Raw genomic sequence first — 26,474 nt, forward strand, 5'->3', positions numbered from 1 at the left:
AGTCAGAGGTGTCTTCCAGCTATTTCGAGTTCTACAGTCCGGTCAAAATCATCTCCGGGCACAAGGCCCTGGACAATATCGGCTATGAGCTGGAGTGCCTGCAAGCCTCCAGGCCCCTGATAGTAACCGATGCATGCGTCAAGCAGGCCGGACTCCTCAGGCAGGTCCAGAAGGCCTTCAAAAGCTCCCAGGCAGAAATAGGGACCATCTTTGACCAGGTTCCCCCGGACTCCTCCACTAGGGTGGTGAATCAGGCCGCACACCTCTATCAAGAAGGCGCCTGCGATTCAATCGTGGCCGTGGGCGGAGGTTCGGTCATCGACACGGCCAAGGGGGTGAACATTGTCGTCTCCGAAGGTTGCACAGACCTGATGCTCTTTGCCGGAGCGGAACGGCTGACCAGACCGCTCAAACCACTGGTAGCAGTGCCCACCACAGCCGGCACCGGCTCGGAGGCCACTTTGGCGGCGGTCATCTATAATGAGGAAAAACACCTCAAGATGGCCTTTACCTCCTATTATCTGATGCCCAGAACAGCCATTCTGGATCCCAGGATGACTGAGACTATGCCGGCCAGGGTTACGGCCGCCACTGGCATGGATGCCCTTGCCCACGCAGTGGAGGCCGCTACCTGCCTGCAGAAAAACCCGCTGTCCGACGCCTATGCCTTTGCCGCCGTCCGCTTGATCAGAGACAATCTGATCCGGGCGGTCAAAGACAGCACAAACCAAACAGTACGCCTGAATATGGCCAATGCCGCCGCCATGGCCGGAATAGCCTTTTCCAACTCCATGGTCGGCATAGTCCATGCCTTGGGCCATGCAGCAGGAGGCGCCTGTCATCTCCCTCACGGAACGGCCATGTCCATCTTTCTTCCCTTCGGCCTGGAGTACATCCTGCCAAAATGCGCAGACTCTCTGGCCCAGCTTTTGCTGCCCCTTGGGAGTGAAGAGACATTTGTCCAGACCAGGCCGGAAGACAGGGCCGAGCAAAGCATTGAACGGATCAAGGAACTCAAGGAGGAGCTGTACAGGCTCTGTGGACTGCCCAGAACCCTGAGCGAGGCCGGAGTTCCCAGGGACAGGCTTGGGGCCATCGCCAAGGCGGCCGTAGACGATCCCGCCTTGATCTACAGCCCCATGGAAATGGAAGCCCAGGATGCCCTGGAGATACTGAAAAAGGCCTATTGATGAAAACATCCGGAAAGCCTTGGACATCTGGCGGTCCCGGACTCTGCTGGCTTCGTTCTGAGTTGCTGACAAAAAACTATTATGGCTCTTCGACCCAGAAAGTGGAATTGCATACATAAGAGTTTGCCGTCTCTTCTGTGTGCCGTAAGCGGCAGGCCCGCACATTTTCTTGGTCCCGCCACCCGGCACTCACGTGTATGATAAGCTCAGCCACACAGAAAGCAGTGACCTGCACGTGAGGAGCCGGGAGGGGCAGGGATCCTCCTTTGGCGGGGCTTAGAAAATACCGGGCCGAAAGTGGGCACACAGAAGAGATGGCAAACTCCAAAAATCCACAGGCTACGTCGAAGAACCACTATTATCTGGGCTTCGATGAACAGTGCCCGGATGGGAAAGGACACAAAGATGCGGGAGATCGTGGGCACATCAAATCAGTTTCTGGAAATAGACCTCTCCACCCGCTCCTATCATATCCAAGAGATCCCGGCCCGGGACAGGCACCTCTACCTGGGAGCAAAGGGGCTCGGGCTAAAACTTATCTTCGACCGCATCTCCCCCGGCGTCGATCCCCTGGGTCCGGACAACATCCTGGCCGTCATGCCCGGGGTGCTCATGGGTACTTGGGCGCCCTGTTCCGGGAGATTTCACGCAGTCTCCAAGTCTCCCCTGACCGGAATCTTTACCACCTCCTCCTGCGGAGGAGGCTTGGGCAGGGAGCTAAAGACAGCGGGCTGGGACGGGATGCTTGTGCGCGGTCAGTCCGAGGTCCCGATCCGGCTGGAAATCACCTCCAAGGGGGTGCGCTTTTGGCCGGCGGACCATCTCTGGGGGCTTGAGATCTCTGAAGCAAGGAAGGTGATGGACCAGAAAGCAGGATCCAGCCTGATTATCGGCCCGGCAGGAGAGAACCTGGTCCGCTTTGCCAACATCTCTTCCGATCAGAGGTTTTTGGGAAGAGGCGGTCTGGGTGCGGTCCTGGGCTCGAAAAGAGTCAAGGCGATCACAGCCCTGGGCGGCGACTACAGGATAATCCCCGCCCGGCCCAAGCAGTTCACCCAAACCAGGCAAAGGGCCCAAAAATATATACGCAGAAACAGGATGACCGCATTTTTGTACACAAGGTTCGGGACCAACGCCAATGTGAATCCCAACAACTCCGCCGGGATACTGCCGGTGGACAACTTTTCCCGGGGCAGGCACGACCAGGCCTGGCAGCTCTCCGGAGAGACCATCAAGGTGGTCCACGAGACCACGCACCACACATGCAAGCCCTGCTCCGTCCTGTGCGGGCACAAAGGGACCTTCAATCACAAGATCGTGTCGGTGCCGGAGTATGAGACCAGCGCCCTGCTCGGCAGCAACCTGGGCATATTCGACCGGGAACAGGTCTCCGAGTGGAATCAGCTCTGCTCAGAGCTGGGGTTGGACACCATCTCCACCGGGGCGGTGCTTGGGTGGTGCATGGAAGCCGAAAAGAAAGGAATCTATAGAACCGGGCTCAGGTTCGGACACCCTGAGGGCATCCGGGAAAAGATCGAACAGATCGGGTGTGCCCGGGAACAGGGAACAGAGCTGGGCAGAGGCACCAGGTGGCTGTCGCAAACATATGGGGGCCAGGAGTTTGCCATCCAGGTCAAGGGGCTGGAAATGCCCGGGTACGATCCCCGGAACTGCTTCGGGCAAGGACTGGCCTATGCCGTCGCCAATCGGGGGGCCTGTCATCTTTCTGCTTTTTTGGTGGCCATGGAGATATATTTCGGCCTCTTGAAGCCTATGGCTACCCGGGCCAAACCACAATTCGTCGCGTTCTTCGAAGGGCTGACCAACTGCGTCAACTCCCTGCAGACCTGCCAGTTCACCATGTTCGCCTATACCCTGGAGCCTGCGCTGTCCAGATACACGCCAACCCCGATCCTGCGGTTTCTGATGCAGAACCTGCCCAGCCTGGCCATCGCCCTGGTTGACTTCAGCGTCTATACCCGGCTCTGGTCCTCAACCACCGGCATCAGGATCTCCAACCGGAGCTTTCTCCGGGCAGGACAGAGAATCCATCTGCTGGAACGCTATATGAACACTAGGGAAGGCATCACCTCCCAGGACGACACCCTTCCGGACAAGATGCTCCATGCCTCTCTGGGCTCAAATCCGGACCGGCGAAGCATTCCCCTGGAAAAGATGCTCAAACGATACTACCGGATACGGGGGTACTCCGGCCAGGGAACCCCCAAGAAACGAGTCTTGAGAAAATATCAAATACCTGCGTTATAAAGACCTGAGACAGCATGACCATTGCCGGCAAAGATGCCTTCGCCTTGGCAATTGTGCAATTTGTGCGTAATGTATATCTTTGGAAAACAACCTGTTATCCATAAAAACCTTCCCTGCGTTGAAATGAGGACTTGGGACCTATGGACATCAACCTGGGTGTTGACTATATTTTTAGGCCAGATAACATACTTAACCAGGAGGCTATATGTCCGATACACAATCAGATGAGCTCAGCCTTGGTGAGATGCTGGCCAGGGCCGGCATCACCCAAAAGAAGATCGCTGAAAAGGCCAAGGTTTCACCGGCCGCCGTCTCCCTTGTCGTGGCTGGCAAATCCAAGTCACAGCGGATTGAGGATATCATACGGAAGGAGACGGAAAAGGCGTTGACCGAGGGGCAGGAGGCCTAAAATCGAGTCCGCGTTTCGTGGCCCCAAAAAGCCCCCCTCGGTTCCAAGGGGGGCTTTGATCATGCGAAGCCGTCCAGGGTCAGGCTTTGTATGAAAAACTGTTATTAGTTATCTGGATCCGATTGGGTAACCACTCCTAGTCGGTATCGCTATCGCTATCGGTATCGAAATCGTTTTTCATGCTTCGTTAGCGAAAGCGTGCCTGCGCCTTGGCAGGCATGTGGGCTAATGTACTGATCAAGCCAATAGTCCAGGCCAAAATCCGGGCATGGATCGTGGGTCTCTCGCACCACATCCAATGCCCGGATAAAGAAACCCCCGGGTGCTTGAACTGCAATGCGGTGGACAAGCAAAAAGTTTTCAAATTTTTCTTTCTTTAATCACCTCTTTCGAGTCATTGGCTGGACTGTTCACCTCCAGCCCCACAGGATAGAGCTCCAACTCTTGACTTGATACCGGCTCCAGCAACGGCTGCAGCCGTTCCGGATCCTCCAAACTCCGATCCAGCCACAGATCAAAATCCGCTTTCCCAATAATCACCGGCATACGGTCGTGCAGCTCGGCCACGGCCTCGTTGGCCCGGGTGGTGACGATGGTGCAGGAATCGATCTTTCTGTCCGCTTCCTCGTCCTGCCAGTGCTCCCATAGCCCGGCAAAGGCAAAGAGGCCCTCATTTTTTGGCCGTATGCAGTACGGCTGCTTCTTCTTTCCCTCTGTCCGTTGCCACTCAAAAAAACAGCTGGCCGGAATCAGGCAGCGGTGCCGCTTGGCCGCAGCTTTGTAGGCCGGCTTGGTGAAGATGGTTTCGGCCCGAGCGTTGATCATCTTGTAGCCCACTTTTTCGTCCTTGGCCCAGTGGGGCACCAGGCCCCAGCGCAGCCAGGCCGCCTTGCGCTGTCCTTCCCGGGTCTGGCCCACGGCCAGAACTTCCTGGGACGGGGCGATGTTGTACCTGGGAGTGAACGGCAGAGGCTCTTGGAGCTGGAAATGGTCAGATACCTGTTTTGGGTTGGCCCATAGGCCGAATCGTCCGCACATGATATACTTTATCACAAGAAAAGCCCCAGCTTCAAGCTGAGGCTTAAAAACAAGCCCTCAAGTCGGGGCCATGTTTCAGGCCTCATTGCTTGCTAAGCATTTCATCTCCAAATCGTTTCCTCTGATCTTTTGCATTTGATCATCTTGACATTTACGTAATTGTATGGTTGATAAGAAGCATGCCTACACAAGAAAATACTCAATTGCTCCAAATTGGTGAGGTGGCCGCCAGAGCTGGAGTCACCGCAAGGACTGTCCGCTATTATCTGGAGAAGGGATTTATTCAGGCAGCGGACAGGAGTCCTGGGGGATTTTATCTATTTACTCCTGATGCTGTGGATACTGTATTTTATATCCACAAGCTGAAGGATGCCGGGCTATCCCTCAAGGATATCGAAAATATCTATCAGGCCAGAGCAAAAGGCACCACCGGAGATCAGGCCTCAACCCAGGTCGTTGAATACTTGCGCCAGGAAAAAGAGCTTCTGGAGCAAAAGATCCGGGACTATCAAAGACTGCATTCCGAAATCGAGGCGGCCATCGACCTGGCCAGGCAATGTCACGGTTGCAGCCTCCAACCGAACCGGGAAACATGCCTGGCCTGCAAGGTGATCTCCGGCCGGGACAGGCTTCCGCTTCCGATCCAGGCTATTTTATAATCAAAACATATTTGGAGGAAATTATGGCCAGACTAGATTGTATGCCAGAACCCATGCATTCACATTTGGCTGACCTGCCCTGCCCAAGGTTTGAAAAGACTCCATGGGCCTCTGGCCCGGAGTTGGCCCAACGGAGAGTGGCTCTTGTATCCACAGCTGGGCTGCATCGCCGTGGGGATAGGCCTTTTACTGGTATGGAAGGAGATTACCGGGTCATTCCCAGCGATACTTCTGCTCAGGATTTGGTCATGACCCACATCTCGACAAACTTTGACCGGACCGGGTTTGTCCAGGACTGGAACGTGGTATTTCCTCTGGACCGCCTGCACGAGCTGGCCAGGGAACAACTCATTGGAAACGTTGCCGACTACCATTATTCGTTCATGGGCGCCACAGACCCGGAACAAATGGCCGGCCCGGCCCAAAACCTGGCCAAGCTCCTGCAGGGCGACCAAGTGGATGCCGCATTTCTGGTCCCTGTCTGACCTTTTTGTACCCGCGCCGTGGGCGCGCTGGCCCATTATCTGGAAAATAACGGCATTCCCACCACGCAGATCAGCCTCATCGCCAAGCATACAGAGATCATCAAGCCTCCCCGGGCGCTGTGGGTCCCTTTTGAGCTTGGACGCCCCCTGGGAACGCCCAACCAACCTCAGTTTCAGACAAAGGTCGCCCTGGCCGCTTTGAAACTCTTGGAGGCAGAGCAAGGCCCTGTTCTTGAGTATTTTGCGGAAGAAGCCCCGGAGAGTGACCAGGGCGAATCCGACGAATCGGTTGTCTGGGCCTGTCCCGTCAACTTTTCTCCTGATCCTGGGGACAAGAACGCGCAGGAAGAACTGGCCGATGCCCTGCACAGGGAATTGGACGAACTCAGACCTTGGTACGACCTTGGTTTGGAAAGGCATGGGCGGACGGCTTTGGCAGCTTTTACTCCAGAAGCAGCAGCCTCCCTGATTGCAGATTACCTGGTGAACGGATCTCCAAGCGCACCGCCGAAGGAGTTCACCCCCGGGGTAGCATTACGTTTGGCAGCCCAGGATTTGAGGGCATTCTACTTTGAAGCTGCCTCATCTCGGCCGGGCGCTGGCGTTCCAAACAGCCAGGCTTTCAACAGCTGGTTCTGGAATGAGACTGCAGCCGGAAAAACTTTGCAGGAAGTCAAAGAGACATGCCTGCAGTCAGCAGATAAGGTACTGCGCATGACAGCGAAAATGTTTCTTGTGCCCATGCTCCGCTAACATGAATGAAAGCCAAACAACATCGGAGGATACATGAAAGTATTAGGCGTCTCCGGATCACCGATTCCAAACAGCAATACGGACCGTGCTCTGCTCACGGCCCTGGAATCCACCGGGCTGGAGACTGAATTCGTAAAGCTCAGCGATTGCGACATTGAGCCTTGCCGGGCCTGTCTTGGCTGCGTGGACAGCAACGAATGCATCATCGGCGACGACGGCAATATCCTGGCCGAAAAAGCCAGGGAAGCCGACGGCCTGATCATTGCCGGATTTACTCCGTATTCCTCCATCGACGGCCGGTGCAAGGCGTTTATGGAACGGCTCTATCCCCTGCGCCACAAGCATGGATATATGCAGGGCAAACCAGGCGGGGCCATAGTCACCTGTGCCATTCCCGAAGACTGCCAGCATCTGCCAAAGGCCTGTGAGAACGGGGTTCAGGCCATTCAGGCCTATATGATGGAAGAAGGCATGGAGTTTTTGGGCGGAGTGAAGATCCGGGGCAACATACCGTGTCTTACCTGCGGCTTTGGAGACGAGTGCGCTACTGCCGGCCTGAAGATGATTTTCGGACCCCAGGCCACGGTGGATTCCGTAGGTCTGACCCATTTTGAGGACCAGACACAAGCCCTGCAGGAGGCCCGGGAGTTGGGCGAAAACATCCGAGCCTCTCTTGATCGGAAATCTCAGAGCTGACCAGGAGACAGCCATGATCCTGAGTATTCATTCCAGTCCCATCTGCGGCGGGAATCTGGAGAGGATGGTCCATTCTGCGGCCCAAGCCAGCGGCTTGGGATATGAAATAATCAGACTGGCCGATCTGGAGATAAAGCCCTGCCGGGGATGCGTGCGCTGCGGCCGCAGCAAACGCTGCGTTCAAAAAGACGACATGCGCACCTTGTATGACAAGCTGGAAGCCGCCCAGGGTCTGATATTCGGCGGGGTGAACTACAACGGACGATTCAATGCCATAGCCCACACCTTTTTGGAGCGCCTCTTTCCTTTGTATCACCAGGAGCCGGCCCTGCGAAATCTTCCGGTGGCAGTCATCGCAGTGGGCGGTGAAGAACCGGAACGGGCCGGGATGGACATTGTGGGTTATTTCAAGGAGACCTGGATGTGCAGCATTGTAGGCCTGGCCCTGTTCAAGTCCGACACCCCGCCCTGTTTTACCTGCGGCATGGGAACAACGTGCCGGGTCGGCATGCCCGCCCTGCACTGGCCGGGCGAAGAGTTTGCAGCCTTCACCCAGGTCAGAAAAGAGATGTTTCAACGCTTTGAGGACAATACAGACGCTGTCATGGCCTGTGAGCGTCTGGGCCACACTCTACGAACTGCTATTCAGAAAGGCTTTACCAGGCCAAGGTCAGGCGGCGGGTTTTACTTGCCGCTCTCCTGAGCCTCTTTATTGATGTTCAATCCGGCCTCTTCTGCCAACTCCATGAATTGAGGCGGAAAATCTGGCTGAAAATTCTGGTAAAAAGGAACCGGATACCGGGCGCCCAGTGCTCTGCCCGCTTTGTCCAGCCCTTCGGTGAGCAGCTGGAGCTTTTTCCCGGGCAAGGCAAAAACCAACTCGTCGTCCTGCGTCCCGGACATTAGTCTATCCCCATTGCCAGGTATAACGACTTTGGCCTCATCAGTCAGGTAAGGGGCAGCCAAGTACTCACTACATTCTGCTTTTCCAGAAAACTCGCTGGATATGGATTCCCCGGTCATATATGTCCAGGCATGGACCAAACGCATTATCTGGGCCGGGTTCCCATAGATGGCTATTGTATCCGGTACAAACAGTCCCTTGCGCAAAGGAGAGAGGAGTATGGCCTCGGCTTGCCCTTGGGACATAAAAGACATTCGGTTCACATCTATGGCCGCCCTTTCTTCGTCCTTAGACCACCCGACTCTTGCAAAAAACTTGCTGAGCAGCTTCTTGGGGTTCTCAGCAGGGGCATGACCAAAGATAAGAAGAGCAGGAACACACACGATATCTTCAGATGTGAGCCCCACAGTCCATCGGTAAGTCCGGGTCAATGTTACTGCCTGGCAGACAGTGATGCGCTTGTTGAGAGATTTTGAAGGACGACGCGTCTTTTCCGGCCACTCAGGAAGATGGTCATAGAAGGCTGCCGCCAAGGGAAGCGTCTTCAGCCTGAGTTCATCGTAAATGTATTCGGCTGCGGACTTAAGTTCATTAGAATTCATATCCAACCTCTTTTGCAAAAATGTAAGTGAAGTATCTACGACAATTCATAATTATACACATTCAAACTTATTTGACCACCCCTTCATGAAAAATGTTGACAGTGTTTTACTTATAGACCACATTTTACCCAAACAAATAAAATAACCCTAATCTGGAAGTTTTATGGACGATACCCAGACCCAAGACCTTACTCTGCGCGAGATGCTGGCCAGAGCCGGGATCACCCAAAAGAAGATCGCTGAAAAGGCCAAGGTTTCCCCGGCCGCCGTCTCCCTTGTCGTGGCGGGCAAATCCAAGTCGCAGCGGATTGAGGATATCATACGGAAGGAGACGGAAAAGGCGTTGACCGAGGGGCAGGAGGCCTAAAATCGAATCCGCGTTTCGTGGCCCAAAAAAGCCCCCCTCGGAACCCGAGGGGGGCTTTGATCATGCGAAGCCGTCCAGGGTCAGGCTTAGTTGGGCAAGGGCCGAATCCCGAACAGGAGCTTGGTCCGGGAAGTCATTGACTCAGCCATGAGCTGGGCCAGATCAAGGGCCTTGCTTGCTTCGGTATTCGTATAATAAGTGAGATACTGCTTGGCCAGATCCGTTTTCCCGTTTTCGATCAAGTTCAGGGCAATAGACTCGATTTCATCCTGGCGGTCGAACAGTTGCCCCTCAAAGGACCGGAAGGCTTCCGAAAGCTCCGGGTAAAACGCATCGTAGTGTTCGTCCACAAGCATAAACAGCCTGTCGAACGTCCTGTAGGCATACCTGGTAGTCTCCTGGCCCTGCCGCTCTTTGGGCAAAGAAAAACGCATCGCCTCGCCTTTTGTCAGGTACCTATGCTGCCTGAACTCCATTGGGACTTCTGAAATGCCGGAATAATAGGGAACGAAAATGCTGTCTTCCGGCGGACCCACCGCAATCCACAGCACTCCAAGCTCATCGGGCATGTCGGCGCGAAGCTGGGCTATTTGCCCGTATTTCGTGCCCCTGTTGGTAAAAGGCCTCTCCTTGAACAGCTTGATCACGTCCTGCACTGTGATTTCCGGCGCTTTCTCTGAGAGATACTTTTCAGCATACTCGATTTCTTCGGTTTTGATCTGATGGCCGGGCTTTTTTTCCGGGTCCGGATTGATTCCTTCCCCGAAGCTCTCCATGTCCCTGTCGGATTCATAGATTTTGGAAACATTGAACGGCTTTCCTGAATCAGGGTCGTACCAGCCTTGCTCAACCGCGAACGTGACCAGGTTGTCCGAGCCCATATAGTCGGGGTTGTCTTTGTAGTCCAGGGGAACTTCCTTTATCCATCCGGGCCTTATGACCTTGAAGTCGTCCGGGCCAAGGCGTTTGGCGACCCAGAGCCCCTGTCCGCCGGCAAACTCCTCTATAAACCAGCCTTCGTTTACATCGGCGATCAGGTGAGAGTTCCCGCCGTACGTAGCGTGACCGTATTCCTCCACCATCCGGCCGATAATCTTGACCGCTTCCTCTGCGGACGTGGCCCGCTCCATTGCTACCCGGGCCTCATCGCTGTACGTCAGGCCGGTTTGCCCCTCAGGGGTCATGGCGGCGAGCTCCTCTCTCGACGGGGACCAGACATCCACGATGCTTACCTGGTGCTCATTGATTCCGCCGTTTTCCAGCGGCGGGGCGAAGCCTTTGTATTCCGTGTATCTGACTGTTATGTATTTGTTCGTCTCAGCCACCTGGGGAATCCTGATCCGTTTGCCGGGATAGTTCGCCTTCGAGTCGACACCTACCTCAATGGTGGCGTTTTTTGCATGCTCTTGGCGGTCGATGGCCTCAATCCAATGGCTTGAATTCTCGTCGCCGGTTTGGCCGATGAGCACACTCCCGTCTGCTGTCAGGTTCTTGCCGACATAAACCCCGGTGCAATGTTTTACCGGCGACAGTCCTTGTGCAAAGACCGCACTTCCGCCACACAACAATAAAAGAACCGATAGGCCCGCAACGAAATAACATCTTGATTTCTTCATATTCTCCTCACTATTTTAAGTTAAACAACACGTATACTTTAAGTTTTGATATTCAAAACTTCAATGCTGAAACATTGCATCATTTCAAGGAATGTTCTCCTCATGTATCGGTAAATTGGCTGCTACATGCGAAATTCTTCTATTTTTCGCATTTTTCTTGAAATTCCTCGTCCGAATGATAGTGGTGGGATGGAAAAGGGACCCTAACTCTCCAGGAAGTCTACGGAAAACCCTTTCCTGCCAATGTCGAGCAAGATTTTTATCCCCAATTCTACGCTGATGGCCAAAATCCCCCTGAACGAGACCCCGAACTGCAATACGGGATCCGTATGCCAAAAGGCGAGCCTGCGGAAGGAGAAACGACCCCTGCAACAAGCCAGCCCATGGCGCGCCACGACTGGGGAGCTATGATCTAGTGTTACGACGAAGAGCTGGATGAATATCCTCGCCCACATGGGCTCTACAATGACGCAAAGGCCCTTGTGTACTGATCAAGCCAATAGTCCAGGCCAAAATCCGGGCATGGATCGTGGGTCGCTCGCACCACATCCAATGCCCGGACACAGGCACCCCCGGTTATTTGAAATGCGATGCGGTGGACAAGCAAAAAATGGCTCTTCGACACAGCAAGTGCAATTGCCTACAGAAGAGATGGCAAACTCCAAAAATCCACAGGCTACGTCGAAGAACCAGTTTTTTGAAGGCATGGCAGACGCTAATTCTCATACCTTACGTCTTCACCCTGGGAATATCCTCCCAGCTAGTGGTAAACTCAGGCGACATCTTCTCCCGGCGCATCTCCCATTCTTTTGAAAGCCCGGCACAGGCATACTGGACGGTATTCTTGCCAAACCTGGCATTGATCCGGTCTAAGGTCTGCATCAAGTGCCCGGACGTCTCCTGACGCCCTTCCCCGATATCCCAAAAGGTGAGCTGCCTGGTACTAGCCGGCTGCAGATCGGTGAGCAGCACCCCGCCTTTTTGAAAGGCATAACCTTGCCTGTATGCCTGATCCAAAAGGCGCAGGGCAGCTGCAAGCAAAGGCTGAGTGTGGTTGGTGGGCCGTGACAGGCAGGTGGATATGCAGGGCGAATACTGGGGCTCAGCCGGCTTGAACCGATTGGTATGCAAAAACACGTGCAGACAGCCCGCAGTCTGAGCAGTAGCCCGCAAGCGCCTGGCCGCACTATGGACATGACTGCTTATGGCCTCGCGCAGCTCGGCCAGCTTTGTCACCGGCCGACCGAAGGATCTGGAACGGACCAAACTCTTGGCCGGATCGGGCTGAGTCTCCAACTTAAAACAGGGCTTACCCCGCAGCTCCAGAACTGTCTGCAGACCGGTGATGGTCAGTCTTTTTTTGATCCAGACCTGATCCGCTTCCTTCAGCTCATAGGCGGTATGGATCCCTACTTCCTGCAGGCACCGGGCATACCTGGGGCCGATACCCCAGATATCCTTCACAGACACGGACTGTAGAAGCTGATCCAGGTCCGGACGTATCCCCAGGTCCAAAACCCCCTGAAACGCCGCCCCGGTCTTGGCCAGCCTGTTGGCCGCTTTGGCCAGGGTCTTGGTCCGGGCCAGGCCGATGGACACCGGTATCCCGGTCTGCCTCTCCACCTCCTGCCTGATCCTGCGGGCATAGCCTTCCAGGTCCATCCGCCATTTCCCGGGAAAAAAGAGAAAGGCCTCGTCGTGGGAATAGATCTCTATCTCCGGGGCCATTGCGGCCAGAACACTCATCACCCGGTCGGACATGTCCGCGTACAGGGCGTAGTTGGAGGAAAAGATGTGTACACCGTGCCTGGCGAAAAAGGCCTTGCATTGAAAGGCCGGCGCACCCATGGGCAGGCTCAGGGCTTTGACCTCGTTGGACCGGGCCACCACACAGCCATCGTTGTTGGATAAGACCACCACCGGCTTGCCTTCCAGATGGGGCTGAAAGACCCGCTCGCAGGAGACGTAGAAATTGTTGCAATCCACCAAGGCAAAGACAAACTGCTCAGGACGCGACCGGGTGCAGGACATAGACTACCCTTCCCCATATCCAGACATCGCCATGTACCTGCTGTGGGCAGGAGTGATCGGAACATAGCAATCTTTGTCCCTTCCGCCAGAGAACCCGGCGCAGGATCATCTCTCCGTCGGCCACAGCCACCACCAGACAGCCGTTTGTGATATGTGCGGACCTATCCACCACCAGAATATCCCCGGGATGGATCCAACCTCCCAAACTGGACTCTTCCGCAGCTCGCAGGAAGAACGTGGACGCCGGGTTGGTCCGAATCAGGGAATCCAGGCTCAGGCGATTGCCCCGGAAATCCCCGCCGGCAGCTGAAAAACCGGTGCAGGTCCGGGATGTCGGAGGCGAATTTTCACAACTCATTGTTTTCTCATCGGGGACATGATTTCCCAGCCAAAATCCCGCCAGATTCCAAGTACCCGTCCGATTATGCGCACGGTCTCCAGCTCGTCTCCACGCAAAGTGATGGGTGAGTATTTGGAGTTGGCGCTTATAATGATCAGCTCGTCAGGACGCTTGTCCACTTGCTTGATCATGATGGCGTCTTCCAGACCCAAAGCGTAGACCCCGCCGGGATAGATCTCCTGCTTGGACTGATCGATGAGCACATAGTCCCCTTCACGGATGCCGGGCTCCATGCTATCCCCGACGACCTGCATCAGAACCATATCCCTGGGTCGACCCTTTTGGTGCAGCCAGGAACTGCGAAAGGCTATGTGCCCCTGCACATCGGCGTCCACCACATGCGAGCCGCCTCCGGCCCCCAGCCTGGCGGTGACTATAGGGACCTCCACAAACCTGTCCAAGCTGCTTTGACCGTCCCTGAGCCAGTCCGGATCCAGACTGAACAATGCACAGAGCTTGGCGATCCATTGCTCCGGCACCCTGTCTCTGCTTTTGGCCCGGGACACGGCCGACCGGTTGAGTTCCAGGACTGAAGCGAGTTCGGACTGGGAGTCAATTCCTGCGGCCTGGGCCAGTCTGCGCATAAAGGCCTGAAACTGCGATGATGCCATATTTTCCCTCCTTGTTGCCTTAATCATAAACAAAAAACACCAAAGAGGCAACTGCTGGCACAAACCCCACCCCGCACAGCCATTGGTCAACTTTCTCGCAGAAGCCCCGATACTGCACCGTACTTTTCAATCGCGGCTCCGTTTTTCCGGTACTGGATCGTGGTCAATGCATGCCGGGAGAGAGACGGTCTGGGGATTCTGTCACCAGGTCAACAGAAGGGAGTTGGGCCTGTCCAGGAGCTGGGGGCAGGGAGAAAGGAGACTGGTGATATTGGCCTGCATGTCTTCCAGGGTCTGGCCGGAGCACAGCTTGGGTCGCAGGGTATGGCCAAAGGCGAAGTTGGCGCAGAAAAAGGTCGCAAATCTCTTGTACAGGCCAATGGCGATATGGTCCGGATACCAGCTCCAGACGGCCCGGACCATGTCCTGGACCGTCTGGAGCACGGCTTCCGGCAAAGGCTGAAGACCGCGGGACATTTGGGCAAAGATCCAGGGCCTGGCAGCGGCGATCCGGCCCAGGGCCACGCCGGAGCAGCCGGTGTGCTCAAGCATGACGGCTGCGTCTTCCGGAGTCATTATGTTCCCGTTTCCAAAAACCGGGATGGACACGGCCCGGACCACCTCAGCGATGCGCTCCCATTTTGGAGGGCGGGAACGCTTGTCCGGGGCCACTCGGGGATGAAAGATCAACGCATCGGCTCCGGCGTCCTGAAAGCGCTTGGCCATGTCTGCGGCAAAGGAAGGGTCGTCAGACCAGCCGGTCCGGTACTTGACCAGAACCGGGCAGGAAACGGTCTTGCGCACTGCGCGGACGGCTTGGGCCGCTTTTTCCGGGTCCTTGAGCAGGGCGGCCCCGCCACCATGGCGGCAGATCCTGGACACGGCACAGCCCATATTGATGTCCACCCCGAAGAAGCCGCATTCCTCGATCACCCCGGCTGCTGCGGCCAGATCCGCCGGCTCGCTGCCCATGACCTGGCAGACCAGGTGATCAAGCTCATCCTCGGACCACAGAAAATATCCGCTTTGCCCCTTTTGGCCATGGGCGATGGCCTTGACTGAGCACATCTCGGTGTAGGCCAGGCCGTAGCCGCCGAATCCGTCCAAGACCTGCCTGAAAGCGACATGGGTGATGCCAGCCATGGGGGCCAGAATCGCCCGGCAGGATAGGCTTCGTGAGCCTATCTGAAGGGGCTGGGTGAGCCGTTCTTGGAGTCCGCTGGGGTTGCGCATACGATGTCCGGGACACAAAAAAGGGGCTGCGGCTTTCGCCGTAACCCCTTGAAATCTGGCGGAGAGGGAGGGATTTGAACCCTCGAAGGGGTGTTAGCCCCTTACGCGCTTAGCAGGCGCGCGCCTTCAGCCAGCTCGGCCACCTCTCCGAATGTGTTTTGTTGTTTGGCGTCCCCAGGGGGATTTGAACCCCCGTTACCGGCGTGAGAGGCCGGCGTCCTGGGCCACTAGACGATGGGGACGCCCTGTGGTGGGTCGTGCAGGATTCGAACCTGCGACTCTCGGCTTAAAAGGCCGATACTCTACCAGCTGAGTTAACGACCCCCCTGCTGACAAAAAAAGGAATCTAAAGGAATCGGGTTTGGCTGTCAAGATGAAATCAGACTGTATGCCCGGCGGCCAGTGTGCACTGGAACCATAGGGCTCAGGCTTGCTCCTTGGAAATGAGCGTCTGTCCGCCCATGTAAGGGGTCAGGGCCCGGGGAATCCTGATGCTGCCCTCCGCCTGCTGACAGTTTTCGATGATGGCCACCAGTGCCCGGCCGACAGCCAGTCCGGAACCGTTCAGGGTGTGGACGAACTCCTTTTTCTTTCCCTGGGAGGCCTGGAAACGGATATTGGCCCGCCTGGCCTGGAAATCCTCAAAATTTGAGCAGGAAGAGATCTCCCGGTAAGCGTTTTGCCCAGGCAGCCAGACCTCGATGTCGTAGGTCTTGGCTGCCGAGAATCCCAGATCTCCTGTGCACAGGGTAACCACCCGGTAGGGGAGCTCAAGGCGCTGGAGGATTGTCTCTGCGTGGCCCAGGAGGAGTTCCAGCTGGTCGTAGGAGTCCTCCGGATGGGCAAAACGGACCAGCTCCACCTTGTTGAACTGATGCTGGCGAATGAGCCCTTTGGTGTCCTTGCCGTAGGAACCGGCCTCGGAGCGAAAACAGGGAGTAAAGGCGGTGTAGCCGAGCGGGAGTTGCTCTTCAGCCAGCACCTCGTCCCGATGGATATTGGTTACCGGGACCTCGGCCGTGGGGATGAGGTAATAGGGCCAGTCTTCAAGCTTGAACAGGTCCTCTTCAAACTTGGGGAGCTGTCCGGTGCCCTGCATGCTGTGTTCATTGACGATGAACGGGGGCAGGACTTCCAGGTAGCCGTTCTCCTGGGTCTGGATGTCGAGCATGAAGCTGATCAAGGCCCGTTCCAGCCGGGCGGCCCATCCCCAGGAAAGGGCGAACCGGCTGCCGGTGATCTTGGCTGCACGCTCAAAGTCCAATCCGCCGAGTTGGGGCCCCAGATCCCAATGGGCCTTGGGCTGGAAATCGAATTCCGGAGGATGGCCCCAGGTCTTGACCTGGCGATTGTCTTCGTCTGTTGCCCCTACAGGAACATCGGGATGGGGGATGTTGGGGATGGACAGGCGCAGCCCGGCTATCTCCTGCTCGATGTCCTTGCGTCGAGCGTCCAGCTCCTTGATCCGGTCCGCGACCTTGGAGAGGCGGGCGATGTGGCTCTCGGCATCCTCTCCGGCCCGTTTCAGCCTGGCCACTTCATCTGATGCCTGATTGCGCTCATGGCGCAGGTCTTCAACCTCCTGGACAATCTCTTTCCGCTTGGCATCCAGATTCAAGAAATGATCGAAGTCCAGGTCCGAGCCCCGGTCCTGCAGGGCCTTCCGGATCACGTCCGGATGCTTTTGCATGAATTTGAGATCAAGCATGGGACAGGTCCTTGGCAAAGGTCAACACAGTGTGAATAGGCGGGAAAAAGAGAAGGGCGTAAGATCGGTTATCCTACGCCCTTCAAGGGAAGCCAGGCACCCAGAAGCAACTGTTACCGCTGCTCCCTCTCGGGCCTGACGGGGTTGGCAGCGCTCCTGCCGCCCGGCTTCCCTCATATCCCGATAGGGAATCTGCACCGAAATGGCGGAGAGGGAGGGATTCGAACCCTCGGTACCGGGTAAACGGTACACACGATTTCCAATCGTGCTCCTTCGGCCAACTCGGACACCTCTCCGTGCAAGCAAAATCTTATAAAAGAAAATGGTTCTGTTGACAACCCCTCGGGCCGGACGGAATTTTCAGGTTCCTCGACGTAGCCTGTGGATTTCTGGAGTTTGCCGTCTCTTATGCAGGCAATTCCACTTTCCGTGTCGAAGAGCCAATTTTCAGCTTGTCCGCGCTGAACCGCATGTCCTCAAGCCCTCATTCAGGAAGGCCTATCTTTCCATGCCCATTTTGTCCCGGATTTCGTGCATGCTCCGCTGTGCTTCCTCCCTGGCCTTTGCAGTGCCCTGATCCAGGATGGAGCGGACAAGATCCGGATTGGCCTTGAGCTCGTTGCGTTTGGCCTGGATGGGGGTCAAAAACTCCTCCATCTTTGCGGCCAGCAGCTTTTTACACTCCATGCATCCCCGGGTTGCCTGAGTGCATCCCTCCCGGATCTGGTCCAAGTTCTCATCCGGAGCCACAAGACTGAGATAGGGGAAGAGGTTGCAGTTGTCCGGATCACCGGGGTCCTTAAGCCGCTGTCTGGCCGTGTCCGTGAGCATGGACATGATCTTTTTGCGCACTTCCTGGAGGTCTTCGCCCAATGAGATGGCGTTTCCATAGCTCTTGCTCATTTTGCGGCCGTCCAGGCCGGGAAGCTTGGCCGACTCCGTTAGCTGGGCCTGGGGCTCGGGAAAGTATGATCCGTAAAAGTAGTTGAAACGGCGGGCGATTTCCCGGCACAACTCCAGGTGGGGAAGCTGGTCCTGGCCCACCGGGACCATGGTGGCGTGATACATGAGGATGTCCGCCGTCATCAGCACCGGATAGCCCAAAAACCCGAAGGTATTGAGGTCCTTGGCCACCAGCTCCTGCTTGATTTCCTTATAGGTCGGGTTGCGCTCCAACCAGCCAAGTGGGGTGATCATGCCCAGCAGGAGGTTGAGCTCAGCGTGCTCCATAATATCGGACTGACGGAAAATCGTGGATTTTTGGGGATCGAGTCCGGCAGCGATCCAGTCTATGAGCAGCTCGGGAACAAAGGATGCGATGTTCTGGGGAGAGCCATACTCACTGGTCAAGGCATGCCAGTCCGCGATGAAGAAATAGCAGTTGTGCTCCTGCTGCAGCTGAATCCAGTTTTGCAGCACTCCGAAATAATGCCCGAGGTGCAGAGGTCCTGTCGGCCGCATGCCGGAAACAATGCGATGAACCGTGGTCATGGTTGAGGTTTCTCCGAAGTGTTAAACGTTGCCGCCTCCATGGTGGTGCGGATGATTGGCAGTTGGTCTGGCCTCTACAGGGGAAGAAGCCAGGAAGCCAGAGTATACAGCACGGGAACAATGACCTTGTGCACCGCCCCGGTCAGGAAGAGGACGATAAGGATGATGAATCCATATTTGGCGCTTTGCATATAGCTCTGAGCCAGATGCGGGGGGAGCAGGCCGGCCAGGATATTGCTTCCATCCAAAGGAGGAATGGGCAGGAGATTGAACAATCCCAGCCCCAGATTGACCAAGACTCCGGCCTGGCACATGTACAAAACAGGTTCAATGATTCCCATGCTTCCGCCGCCCCGGGGCATGTATCCGTACATGGCCACGATGAGATGAAAAAGAGCGGCAAAGGCCACGGCCAGGATGAAGTTGGTCAGGGGTCCGGCTATGGAAACCAGAATCATGCCCTGGCGTGGATTCTGAAAATATCTGGGATTGACCGGTACCGGCTTGGCCCAGCCGACCTTGACCAAAAACAGGGCCAGGGTGCCGATGGGATCCAGGTGCTTGATAGGATTCAAGGTCAGTCTGCCGGCTGTTTTGGCCGTGGGGTCTCCAAGCAGATAGGCCACGTATCCGTGGGCAACCTCGTGGAAGGTTATGGCCATGAGCACAGGGACTGCCAAAATGGCAAACTGCTGGATGAATTGTGCGATGTCGGGCATGGCCTCAATGGCTATCATCATCTCGCATTCCGGGCAAGAAAAATCGGCTCTTCGACACAGAAAGTGGAATTGCCTGCATAAGAGATGGCAAACTCCAAAAATCCACAGGCTAGGTCGAAGAACCGAAAATTCCAGGGAGCGAGACAGAAGGTACAGGATGACGGACAGGGCTGAGAATGAACCGGAAAACAGGATGAAGTCGATGATGCAGGGACCAGTCCGGGATTGATCTTGGGGAAAGAGGAAGATGCTTGTCCTGGAGGAAAAACAAAGGTAGTGTCTGCACTATGCAAAACATCTCCCGCGCCATACATACCTACGTGCACTCAAGGCAGATGCAGGAGAATCTTGATATCGCCCGGTTGTGGCAGCACTGGCCGGACGTTGTCGGTCCTGAGCTGAGCGAGACGGCAAAGCCCCTGGGGAGGAGAAAGGGGGCTCTGGTCATTGGTGTCCAGGACAGCGCAGCAATGCAGGAGCTGAGGTTCTATGCCCAGGAGATCCTGGATCGGATAGCGGAGTTTTTGGACCACCAGCCCTTTGACAAGGTGGCGGTGGAACTGATAAAGGGAAGGGCTTGTCTGGACGGGGTGCAGCTCGACCACTCCTGGATCGTGCCTGAGCCCGAACTGCCCGAATACATCGGTGAATTGGCTCCATATTTACCGGAAGGCTCTGCCATTCGTTCCTGCTATGAGGCGTATGTACGAGCCGTGACTGAGCGATCAGGCCAGGGCAGACAGACAAAGAGTGATGGTCTGGATGGAAAAGACTAATCTGTGCGCCGCACCCGGACCTTGAATATGGTCCACAAAGAATCGCAACTCTCCAGTTTTGAGGAGGATATACACCCATGAGCGATGAGCTGACCCTTGAATCTCTGCAGCTTTCCAAGCCGCTGGAAAAAATGACCGCCAAGGAACTTCGCGAGCTGGCTATTGACAAGATCCCGCAGATTACCGGCGCATCCGGTATGGGCAAGGACGAGCTGGTCAGCGCCATCAAGGAAGAGCTGGGTCTGACCGATGATTCCCAGGCATCGGCCTACAAGGAAGAGATCCGGTCTCTGAAACGAAGGATCAAAGATCTGCGGGCCCAGAAGCAGGAAGCCGGCACTTTGAGTCAGAAGGAAAAGGACAAGCTGCGCAAGGAGATCAAGCAGCTCAAGCGCCGGACCCGGCGACTGGCCGCTGGGTAAAAAACTGCAAATTTTTTCTTGACAGGCAGCGCCAAATTCTTTAGACAGTTCTTTCGCGTTTGGGGGTTGGTCTAGAGGCAAGACGCCGGGTTCTGGCCCCGGTAACAAAGGTTCGAATCCTTTACCCCCAGCCAATTTAGGGCGTCCCCATCGTCTAGCCCGGTCCAGGACACCGGCCTTTCACGCCGGCGACGGGGGTTCAAATCCCCCTGGGGACGCCAAAAAAAAACAAGCGGTTGCGTTTTCCCCTGGTTTTGGCCAGGGGATTTTTTTGTGCTCAGGGTTTGCTTCAGACCTCAATGGGGCCATCTGGCGGCTCATCCCCAAAGTTCTTGGATAACCCGCATGCCGGAAACTGAAGGACACATCTCTTGCAGAGACGTTACTACGACAGCCACGCTTTTATATGGCCTTGCCAGGGATTGGTCCGTGGCCACGATTTTGGCCGACGCATCCAAGGCTCGTGCCGGTCGTAAATCGAAAAGCCACGGACCAATCCCCGGCTTCGGCCAAGGACACTTTGAATTTAAGGAAAATGTGGCTTTAGAGTTAATGCGCCGTATGGCTTAAGGCATGCTTGCCTCCCACCAGGCGTGCACGCCCAAAAGATGCAGAATCTGCTCCTGCTCGGCATAGACTTGCTTGTCCCGGCCCCAGGCTGCAAGCTCCTGGATTTCGGGTCGAATGTACTGGGCAGGATCAAACGCCCTGGCTCCATTCCAGGCCGGCAGGCTCTCCCGTATCCCTTGCAGGTGTTTCAGCGCAGGCACAAACCGACCTTCCCTTCCGCTCTGCAGGCAGAGCTGCTCAAAAATGCGCAAACCATCCGGATCAAAGTCCCCGAAATGGACCCATGTGCACTTTTGGGGCAGACTGCGCAGCCACATGGCCGAAAGCCCTGTATTGTAGCCGGGGCAAAACAGGACCATTCCCCGGGCCGGCTGTATCTGCTGAAAAGGGGCCAGGTTTTCGCTGCTCAGAACGAAATCTATGCCGGTGAGATCAAACTCTTCAACCTGAGCGGCTCTGGGTCCGGGAATGCACACCTGGCCCAGGGCAGAAGTGACCAGGCTCAAGTCAAGTATCCCGGGACGATGGGTGAGCGGGGCACAGGCCTTAAGCCGCAGTTCGCCCCGCAGATGGCGGTCCCTGGACCAGAGGGCAAAAATCTTGTTTAATATCGGAATACGCTGGATGTGCTTGGAGTCGCCAAAGACCCGGGCGCTGACCGCCTGCATTCGCAATGAATGCTCAGGCTTCTGGCCGTTTTCTTCCAGATCCCGCAGCAGGCGCAGGGCCTCAAGGGGGCGCGAGCCGATGTTCACCTCCAGGCCCAGCCTCTGGACCAGCTCCTGGGCCTGGTCTCTGGCCTGAATGACTTCCAGGCACTGACCCTCGACGATCTCCCGCAGCCCAGCCGCATCAGCCAGGACCACCTCCCGGCCCTGTCTGAGCGCCAGTCCGGCTTCGATAAGGGGATCCAGAACCCTGGTATAGTGTATCCGGCCCTGCTCCAAGAGTTCAGTCCAGACCAGGCATTTCTTGAGCATGCAACCCTCAGGCCTCACCCTTATGGTAGATCGAGACGTGGGTCACCCCTTGCTTTAAGGGGGTGAGCAGGTGGCAGATGGTATCTGGGACCTCAATGGTCCGGGGTAGGGCGACCAGGAGCTGAGAACCGGAACGATCCAGGAGCTCGCGCACGGTATACACGGCCTGCTCGTCCAGGCGTTCGGCCTCGTCCAAAGCCATGATCAAAAGCCCTCTGGCCTGGGCCTGTCCGGCCTCCCCACCCCAGTGAAACAACAAGGCCAGACAAATGGCCAGATTGATCCCTAAGGTCTCGCCTCCGGAAAACCCTTTTTGCCTGCTCTCCCCGTCCTGGTCGGTGATGGACCAGCCCAGATCGATGTAGGTGCGGTAATCGGCGATCTGCTCTTCACTCACATCCCCCCGGCCCTGGCGGAAAATACTTTTGACCAGGGTCTGAACAAACTCCCGAAGGGTGGTCTGGCTGCCGAAATCCATGAGGGAGAGGACCTCGCCCTTGAGCTTTTTCAAGTTTTCATACTGGGCAAGATACTTCAGCTCAATGCGCACCTGGCGAATCCGGCCGAAACGGATGTCGGCCAGGATGGCATTCACCTTGTCCAGGCGGCGCTTGAGCTTGGAGATCTCCTGATCCACCTTTTGCCGGATATCCTGCACATAGGTCTTGATCCTGGCCTCAATCTCCCCCAGCTCCCGCTGCAGGCGCTGAAACTGATCCTCGACCTTGTCCAGCTCCAGGAAGGAGGGGATGATGTTTTCCAGGATCATGTCCACCCGGGCCTCGGTCGGGCTGTCCGGGGGCAGATGCAGGGAATTTTCCTGGACAATACGGCCCACACTTTTGTTCAGATCTTCGGCGGCCGCTTCCCATTGGGCCCGCAGTCTGGAGACATTCTCAAGACTGTGCTCTCCAGGCCTGTACCCCGGATCCTGCCCGGGATAGTACCTCTTCCAGGTCTCCAGAAACTCCAGCTCCGTCTTCTTGGCCTGCTCTTCCTTTTCATTGAGTCGCTGGATCTCGTCCCCTATCCTCTGAAACAGTTCGCCTTTGCGCGCGGACTCGGTATACAGGTTGTATATGGTTTCTTCCTGCTTTTTCAATTCATTGTCCAGACTGGAGATCCTGTCCTGAATAACCTGAGCCTTGGAAAAATCGATCCGGCCCTCCAAAACATCCATGGGTTCTTCGTTTCGCAGGCCCTGCAAACGGGTCACCGTTCTGTCCAGCTCCTTATCAGTCCGGGAAAATTCGGCCTGCAGATTCTTGATTTCCGTACGCACCCGAACCAGCTCTTTGTCCACTCCAGCCAGCTCCTGATCCAGCTTTTTCCGTTCCCTTTCCAGGCTCTTGAGCTCTTTTTCGCCCTGCGTGCACTGTTTCGCCGCGTCCTGGAGTGCAAAATGATCCTTTCTGGCGTATAGGTCCTGCACATAGCGGTATTGCTTCAAGATGGCCGAAGACTGTTTTTCCAGCTCCGAGATCTCCTCCTTCATCCGGGCGTGCTCGGCAGTGCAGGTCGAATCCTCCAGGGCCTCCCACATCCCGAGCAGCTTCCTGCCCGTCTTGATCCGCTCCCGGTTTCTGCGCCGCTCGTTTTCCATCCTGTCCAGCTCTGTCTGCAAATGGTCCTTTTCCCGGCCCAGGCGCTTGAGCTCCCTGGCCCTGGCCCGGGCTCCGAGCCAGACATGGGATTTCGGGGCGTACCAGTACAGGCCGCCCTGACCTGAAATATCACCCGTACCGGCCTGTATGGAGCGAAAGTTTTCCGGGTCCCCATCCTTGGCCAGAAGCAAAAACTCTTCCTGGCCCAAATCCTGGTCGGAGAGCTCAGCAGGATCCTCAATCAGCACTCCCCGGGCAAAAGGCCCCAGCCTGGCCTGGACCCGGGCGGCCTGTTCCAGATCCAGATGTTCATACCGTGAGGCCACCAGCCTTAGCCGGCCGGCATCCACTTCCCGGGCTACAGCCGGGGGCAGGCTGGGCCGGCCCTGTTCCAGATCGGCAATCTGCTGCTCCAGTGTTTCCAGACTGTCGGTGACCCGGGCAATAGGCGCATCAAAGTCCACATTCTCCCAGGACTCGACCAGGTCTTCGAAGGCCTGCCTGCCCATCTGCACAGCATCACTGCCTTCCGGGATCTCCGGGGTCAGCTCCCTGGCCAATCCCCGAGCCTTCTGGTAACTGTCCGCCCGCTGTTTAAGCTCTGCGCACCGTTTTTTCAGTTCCGGGAGACTGTCCAGCCTGGCCTTGTCTTTTTGGGCCTGGTTCCAGGCCTGCTGCACATCGACCCACGAGGTCAGTGTGCGGCCTGCAATCTCTGGAGCCTGCTTTAGCAGGTTCTGCAGTTCCCGGTACCGGTCCCTGTCCACCCGGAGATACTTGAGCCGCTCGGCAAGCTCCGCTGTCTGGACCTCAAGCCGGCCTGACCTGGCTTTGAGATCCTCCCGCTTGCTGGTCAGGCCCTCGCCCTCTGTCTCCAACTGCTCCAGGCGGGTGCCCATGTCCGCAACCTGCTCCTGCAGGGTCTTTTCCCGTTCCAGGGCCTGTACATACTCTTGATGGTGCTTTTGCTGCCTGGACAGCTCATCCTGGCGGCTGACATACTTGTCCCGTTCCTGACTGAGCTCGCTTTTACGGTCCTTGCTCTGCCTCAGCCTTTCCTCCAGCTCCTGCATCTCCCGGGATGTCCGGGCCTCCCGCTCTTTTTCCCTGCCCAGCTTTTCCCGGCAGGACCTGATCGCGGACTGCACCCGGCCCAGCTCAGTGGACAAATACAGGCGTCTGCGGTCGTCCACCCGGGAACGCTTTTCTTCCAGCTCCTGCCTGACGGCCCGGAACCTGTCCAGGGCCTGGAGCTGTTCAGTCAGCTTGCGCCGATCGCGCATCAAGCGCTCCACATCCGCAAACTTGACCCCCTGGGCCGGATCCGGGCAGAGCATCTCCATCAAAAAGGCCCCCAGCCTGTCCAGCTTGGGCCGGGTGACCTGGCTCCACAAGGCGGCAAACTTCTTCTTGCCCTGCCGGTCCATGGATACGGGCAGCAGCCCCTGGGCAAAAAGGTGGCGGTGGTACTCGTCAACCGAGGAAAAATCATTGGCCTGGCCCTGGATGTCCCGGTGCAGGATGTTTTTTTTCAGAGCCTGAAAATCCGGGGTGATCAATGATTTCTCCCGGTCCATGAACAGATCGAGATCGGCCGGGACATGGGTCAGGACAAAAGGCCCGAGCTCCAGGCTCTCGGTTGTGGCCTTGGCATGCAGGCGGACTCCCAGAGCGGTGATCTCCTCGTGACCGGAGACAGTGAGCACCGCCCAGCCCACCCGGCCGCTGAGCTGGCCGGACAGGGTACGGTCGTACTGGCCGGTGGCCACATTCAGGTTGATGTACTGCTGGTGGCAGATGAGTATGGTCTGCACTGCATCCAGGATGGTTGTCTTGCCCACGGCATTGTTCCCGGACAGGACCGTCATCCTGGGATGCAGGGCAATATGCGCTGCCGGAAAGAGCTTGTAGCCCACGAGCAAAAGCCCGGTGGCCACAATATCGTCCGGGACGAATACCTCAGGTATCTTCTGGACCGTTTTCTTCATTGTCCTCTTCTTCCCAATCTATGCTGGACCAGATGCTGTGAATGGCTGCGTCCAGATCTTCCTGTCCCGCATACTCCAGATCCAGGCTCCGCCTGGCCGGCTCCAGAAAACGAACCAGGGCCGGCAGGCGCAGGATGCGCAAGGCGTCAAAGTCCGCATTCACTGACGGAGCGAGCTCGATAAACCGCAGCCTGTGCAGGTCTCGCAGACAGGTCAAAACCCAAATAGTCAGTTGCTGCATCTTTTTCGCGCTCTGCTGTCTGTTTCTGGCGGCCCGCTTCTGCTGCGGGTTAAATATCCGGATCAGCTGGTTGAACTCAAAGCTGTTCTCCAAACGGCTGATCAGCTCTTTGGCCCGGACCTCGTCCTTACCTTCAATGCCCGAGGACATGAAGTGCCAGGCCAGGAAAAGACCCAAAAACGTAGCTCCCCGGCGCAGGGAAGCGACCTTGATCCGCGAGGAGCTGGGGGTCAGGTGATAGAAGGCCTCTCCGCCCTGGGCCGCCCGCTGCAGCCGGTAGCCCATAAAGGCGAAAAACGAGGACCAGGTGTCGTAATGGGTCTCCAGAAATCTGTACTCCGCGATCAAATGGGCGTCGATGTTCTGCCCGGCCTGCAGGCGATGAATGATCCGCCTGGACAGATTGTCGTTTTCTAAAAGGACCTGCATGTCCAGGTTCATGTATTCTTCAAGCATAAAGATTTATTGGGCCAGCCCTGTTCGGAAATATTGTCAGCATTGATCAATCCAGCAAAACCTTTGAATCACGATATTCATTCACTCTGTGCAGCAGAGAGATCCTTCGCTCGCAGACTCACTCAGGATGACAAGCACTCGTAGACTCTTCCAGGGCTTGTCCTGAGTTTTCGAAGAGCTTGTCCTAAGTCTTCGAAGGATCTGACATGAGAAGGCTATAGATGTGTTTTGTCATTCTGAACGAGTCTTCGAGTGAA

General features: G+C 56.4%; 23 protein-coding genes, 6 tRNA genes and 1 other RNA gene. 12 read left to right on the plus strand and 18 right to left on the minus strand.

Annotated features, from left to right (window positions below):
- Nucleotides 1-8: 8 nt before the first annotated feature.
- From N902_RS0109680 to N902_RS0109690, 3 genes are all read left to right on the plus strand, one after another.
- Nucleotides 9-1,190 carry an iron-containing alcohol dehydrogenase gene (locus N902_RS0109680; protein ID WP_027370779.1) on the plus strand — a complete coding sequence of 394 codons (1,182 nt, stop codon included), beginning with the start codon at nt 9-11 and terminating at the stop codon, nt 1,188-1,190.
- A 387-nt stretch (nt 1,191-1,577) separates the two neighbouring features.
- Nucleotides 1,578-3,458 carry an aldehyde ferredoxin oxidoreductase family protein gene (locus N902_RS0109685; RefSeq protein ID WP_208596299.1) on the plus strand — a complete coding sequence of 627 codons (1,881 nt, stop codon included), beginning with the start codon at nt 1,578-1,580 and terminating at the stop codon, nt 3,456-3,458.
- Nucleotides 3,459-3,663: 205 nt separating this feature from the next.
- A complete protein-coding gene (locus tag N902_RS0109690; RefSeq protein WP_027370781.1) occupies nt 3,664-3,867 on the plus strand; it encodes a LacI family DNA-binding transcriptional regulator in 204 nt (67 codons plus the stop codon).
- Between the two features lie 360 nt (nt 3,868-4,227).
- Here N902_RS0109690 and N902_RS0109695 read toward each other — a convergent pair whose 3' ends face one another.
- Complete coding sequence (locus N902_RS0109695) at nt 4,228-4,920, minus strand: SOS response-associated peptidase (RefSeq protein ID WP_208596300.1); 693 nt, start codon at nt 4,918-4,920, stop codon at nt 4,228-4,230.
- A 164-nt stretch (nt 4,921-5,084) separates the two neighbouring features.
- Here N902_RS0109695 and N902_RS18765 point away from each other — a divergent pair, with 164 nt between their 5' ends.
- From N902_RS18765 to N902_RS18775, 4 genes are read left to right on the plus strand one after another with little or no spacing between them, the layout of a single operon-like run.
- Nucleotides 5,085-5,564 (plus strand): MerR family transcriptional regulator, encoded by a 480-nt coding sequence (locus N902_RS18765; protein WP_084288152.1) that lies wholly within the window; start codon nt 5,085-5,087, stop codon nt 5,562-5,564.
- A gap of 23 nt (nt 5,565-5,587) precedes the next feature.
- A complete protein-coding gene (locus tag N902_RS20385) occupies nt 5,588-6,802 on the plus strand; it encodes a glycine/sarcosine/betaine reductase selenoprotein B family protein (RefSeq protein WP_244147400.1) in 1,215 nt (404 codons plus the stop codon).
- 33 nt (nt 6,803-6,835) lie between these two features.
- Complete coding sequence (locus tag N902_RS0109715; RefSeq protein WP_027370784.1) at nt 6,836-7,498, plus strand: flavodoxin family protein; 663 nt, start codon at nt 6,836-6,838, stop codon at nt 7,496-7,498.
- 13 nt (nt 7,499-7,511) lie between these two features.
- A complete protein-coding gene (locus tag N902_RS18775) occupies nt 7,512-8,201 on the plus strand; it encodes a flavodoxin family protein (RefSeq protein ID WP_027370785.1) in 690 nt (229 codons plus the stop codon).
- On the opposite strand, the gene N902_RS0109725 is transcribed toward N902_RS18775, so the two are convergent.
- Nucleotides 8,183-9,004, minus strand: a complete 822-nt coding sequence (locus tag N902_RS0109725; protein WP_027370786.1) for a DUF169 domain-containing protein — start codon at nt 9,002-9,004, stop codon at nt 8,183-8,185. The genes N902_RS18775 and N902_RS0109725 overlap by 19 nt on opposite strands.
- A gap of 163 nt (nt 9,005-9,167) precedes the next feature.
- Here N902_RS0109725 and N902_RS0109730 point away from each other — a divergent pair, with 163 nt between their 5' ends.
- A complete protein-coding gene (locus N902_RS0109730; protein WP_027370787.1) occupies nt 9,168-9,371 on the plus strand; it encodes a helix-turn-helix domain-containing protein in 204 nt (67 codons plus the stop codon).
- An 86-nt stretch (nt 9,372-9,457) separates the two neighbouring features.
- Here N902_RS0109730 and N902_RS17315 read toward each other — a convergent pair whose 3' ends face one another.
- From N902_RS17315 to N902_RS0109795, 13 genes are all read right to left on the minus strand, one after another.
- Entirely contained in the window at nt 9,458-10,987 is a 1,530-nt protein-coding gene (locus tag N902_RS17315; protein ID WP_084288155.1) for a C69 family dipeptidase, read from the minus strand.
- Between the two features lie 729 nt (nt 10,988-11,716).
- The gene (locus tag N902_RS0109745; RefSeq protein WP_027370789.1) at nt 11,717-13,018 is read right to left on the minus strand and encodes a Y-family DNA polymerase; all 1,302 of its coding nucleotides are present in this window, start codon (nt 13,016-13,018) and stop codon (nt 11,717-11,719) included.
- Nucleotides 12,993-13,376 carry a LexA family protein gene (locus N902_RS17320; protein ID WP_051564489.1) on the minus strand — a complete coding sequence of 128 codons (384 nt, stop codon included), beginning with the start codon at nt 13,374-13,376 and terminating at the stop codon, nt 12,993-12,995. Before N902_RS17320 ends, N902_RS0109745 begins: the two co-directional genes overlap by 26 nt.
- Nucleotides 13,373-14,029, minus strand: a complete 657-nt coding sequence (locus N902_RS17325) for a LexA family transcriptional regulator (protein ID WP_051564490.1) — start codon at nt 14,027-14,029, stop codon at nt 13,373-13,375. The genes N902_RS17320 and N902_RS17325 overlap by 4 nt, the downstream gene beginning before the upstream one ends.
- A 201-nt stretch (nt 14,030-14,230) precedes the next feature.
- Entirely contained in the window at nt 14,231-15,262 is a 1,032-nt protein-coding gene (locus tag N902_RS0109760; RefSeq protein WP_027370790.1) for a tRNA dihydrouridine synthase, read from the minus strand.
- Between the two features lie 56 nt (nt 15,263-15,318).
- Nucleotides 15,319-15,411: transfer RNA gene (locus tag N902_RS0109765), tRNA-Ser, on the minus strand.
- Nucleotides 15,412-15,428: 17 nt separating this feature from the next.
- Nucleotides 15,429-15,504, minus strand: a tRNA-Glu gene (locus N902_RS0109770).
- A 6-nt stretch (nt 15,505-15,510) separates the two neighbouring features.
- A tRNA-Lys gene (locus tag N902_RS0109775) sits at nt 15,511-15,586 on the minus strand.
- Between the two features lie 100 nt (nt 15,587-15,686).
- Nucleotides 15,687-16,970 (minus strand): serine--tRNA ligase, encoded by a 1,284-nt coding sequence (gene serS, locus N902_RS0109780; RefSeq protein WP_027370791.1) that lies wholly within the window; start codon nt 16,968-16,970, stop codon nt 15,687-15,689.
- 80 nt (nt 16,971-17,050) lie between these two features.
- Nucleotides 17,051-17,146, minus strand: an RNA gene (gene ffs, locus N902_RS19240) — signal recognition particle sRNA small type.
- A gap of 27 nt (nt 17,147-17,173) precedes the next feature.
- Nucleotides 17,174-17,266: transfer RNA gene (locus N902_RS0109785), tRNA-Ser, on the minus strand.
- A 202-nt stretch (nt 17,267-17,468) separates the two neighbouring features.
- A complete protein-coding gene (gene trpS, locus N902_RS0109790) occupies nt 17,469-18,461 on the minus strand; it encodes a tryptophan--tRNA ligase (RefSeq protein WP_027370792.1) in 993 nt (330 codons plus the stop codon).
- 74 nt (nt 18,462-18,535) lie between these two features.
- Nucleotides 18,536-19,201 (minus strand): site-2 protease family protein, encoded by a 666-nt coding sequence (locus N902_RS0109795; protein ID WP_244147401.1) that lies wholly within the window; start codon nt 19,199-19,201, stop codon nt 18,536-18,538.
- A 266-nt stretch (nt 19,202-19,467) separates the two neighbouring features.
- Here N902_RS0109795 and N902_RS18780 point away from each other — a divergent pair, with 266 nt between their 5' ends.
- The 4 genes from N902_RS18780 (at nt 19,468) to N902_RS0109815 (ending at nt 20,599) form a co-directional block, all read left to right on the plus strand.
- The gene (locus N902_RS18780; protein WP_051564491.1) at nt 19,468-19,956 is read left to right on the plus strand and encodes a DciA family protein; all 489 of its coding nucleotides are present in this window, start codon (nt 19,468-19,470) and stop codon (nt 19,954-19,956) included.
- Between the two features lie 77 nt (nt 19,957-20,033).
- Entirely contained in the window at nt 20,034-20,378 is a 345-nt protein-coding gene (locus N902_RS0109805) for a hypothetical protein (RefSeq protein WP_027370794.1), read from the plus strand.
- Between the two features lie 60 nt (nt 20,379-20,438).
- A tRNA-Gln gene (locus N902_RS0109810) sits at nt 20,439-20,512 on the plus strand.
- Between the two features lie 9 nt (nt 20,513-20,521).
- Nucleotides 20,522-20,599: transfer RNA gene (locus N902_RS0109815), tRNA-Glu, on the plus strand.
- 345 nt (nt 20,600-20,944) lie between these two features.
- Here N902_RS0109815 and N902_RS0109820 read toward each other — a convergent pair.
- The 3 genes from N902_RS0109820 to N902_RS0109830 are packed head-to-tail and all read right to left on the minus strand — an operon-like array spanning nt 20,945 to nt 26,217.
- The gene (locus tag N902_RS0109820) at nt 20,945-21,928 is read right to left on the minus strand and encodes a hypothetical protein (protein WP_027370795.1); all 984 of its coding nucleotides are present in this window, start codon (nt 21,926-21,928) and stop codon (nt 20,945-20,947) included.
- Nucleotides 21,929-21,935: 7 nt separating this feature from the next.
- Complete coding sequence (locus N902_RS0109825; protein ID WP_027370796.1) at nt 21,936-25,520, minus strand: SbcC/MukB-like Walker B domain-containing protein; 3,585 nt, start codon at nt 25,518-25,520, stop codon at nt 21,936-21,938.
- The gene (locus N902_RS0109830; protein WP_027370797.1) at nt 25,492-26,217 is read right to left on the minus strand and encodes a condensin complex protein MksE; all 726 of its coding nucleotides are present in this window, start codon (nt 26,215-26,217) and stop codon (nt 25,492-25,494) included. Before N902_RS0109830 ends, N902_RS0109825 begins: the two co-directional genes overlap by 29 nt.
- Between the last annotated feature and the right edge of the window lie 257 nt (nt 26,218-26,474).

This window comes from Desulfovermiculus halophilus DSM 18834 (assembly GCF_000620765.1).
In the GTDB taxonomy this organism is placed as follows: Bacteria; Desulfobacterota; Desulfovibrionia; order Desulfovibrionales; family Desulfothermaceae; genus Desulfovermiculus; species Desulfovermiculus halophilus.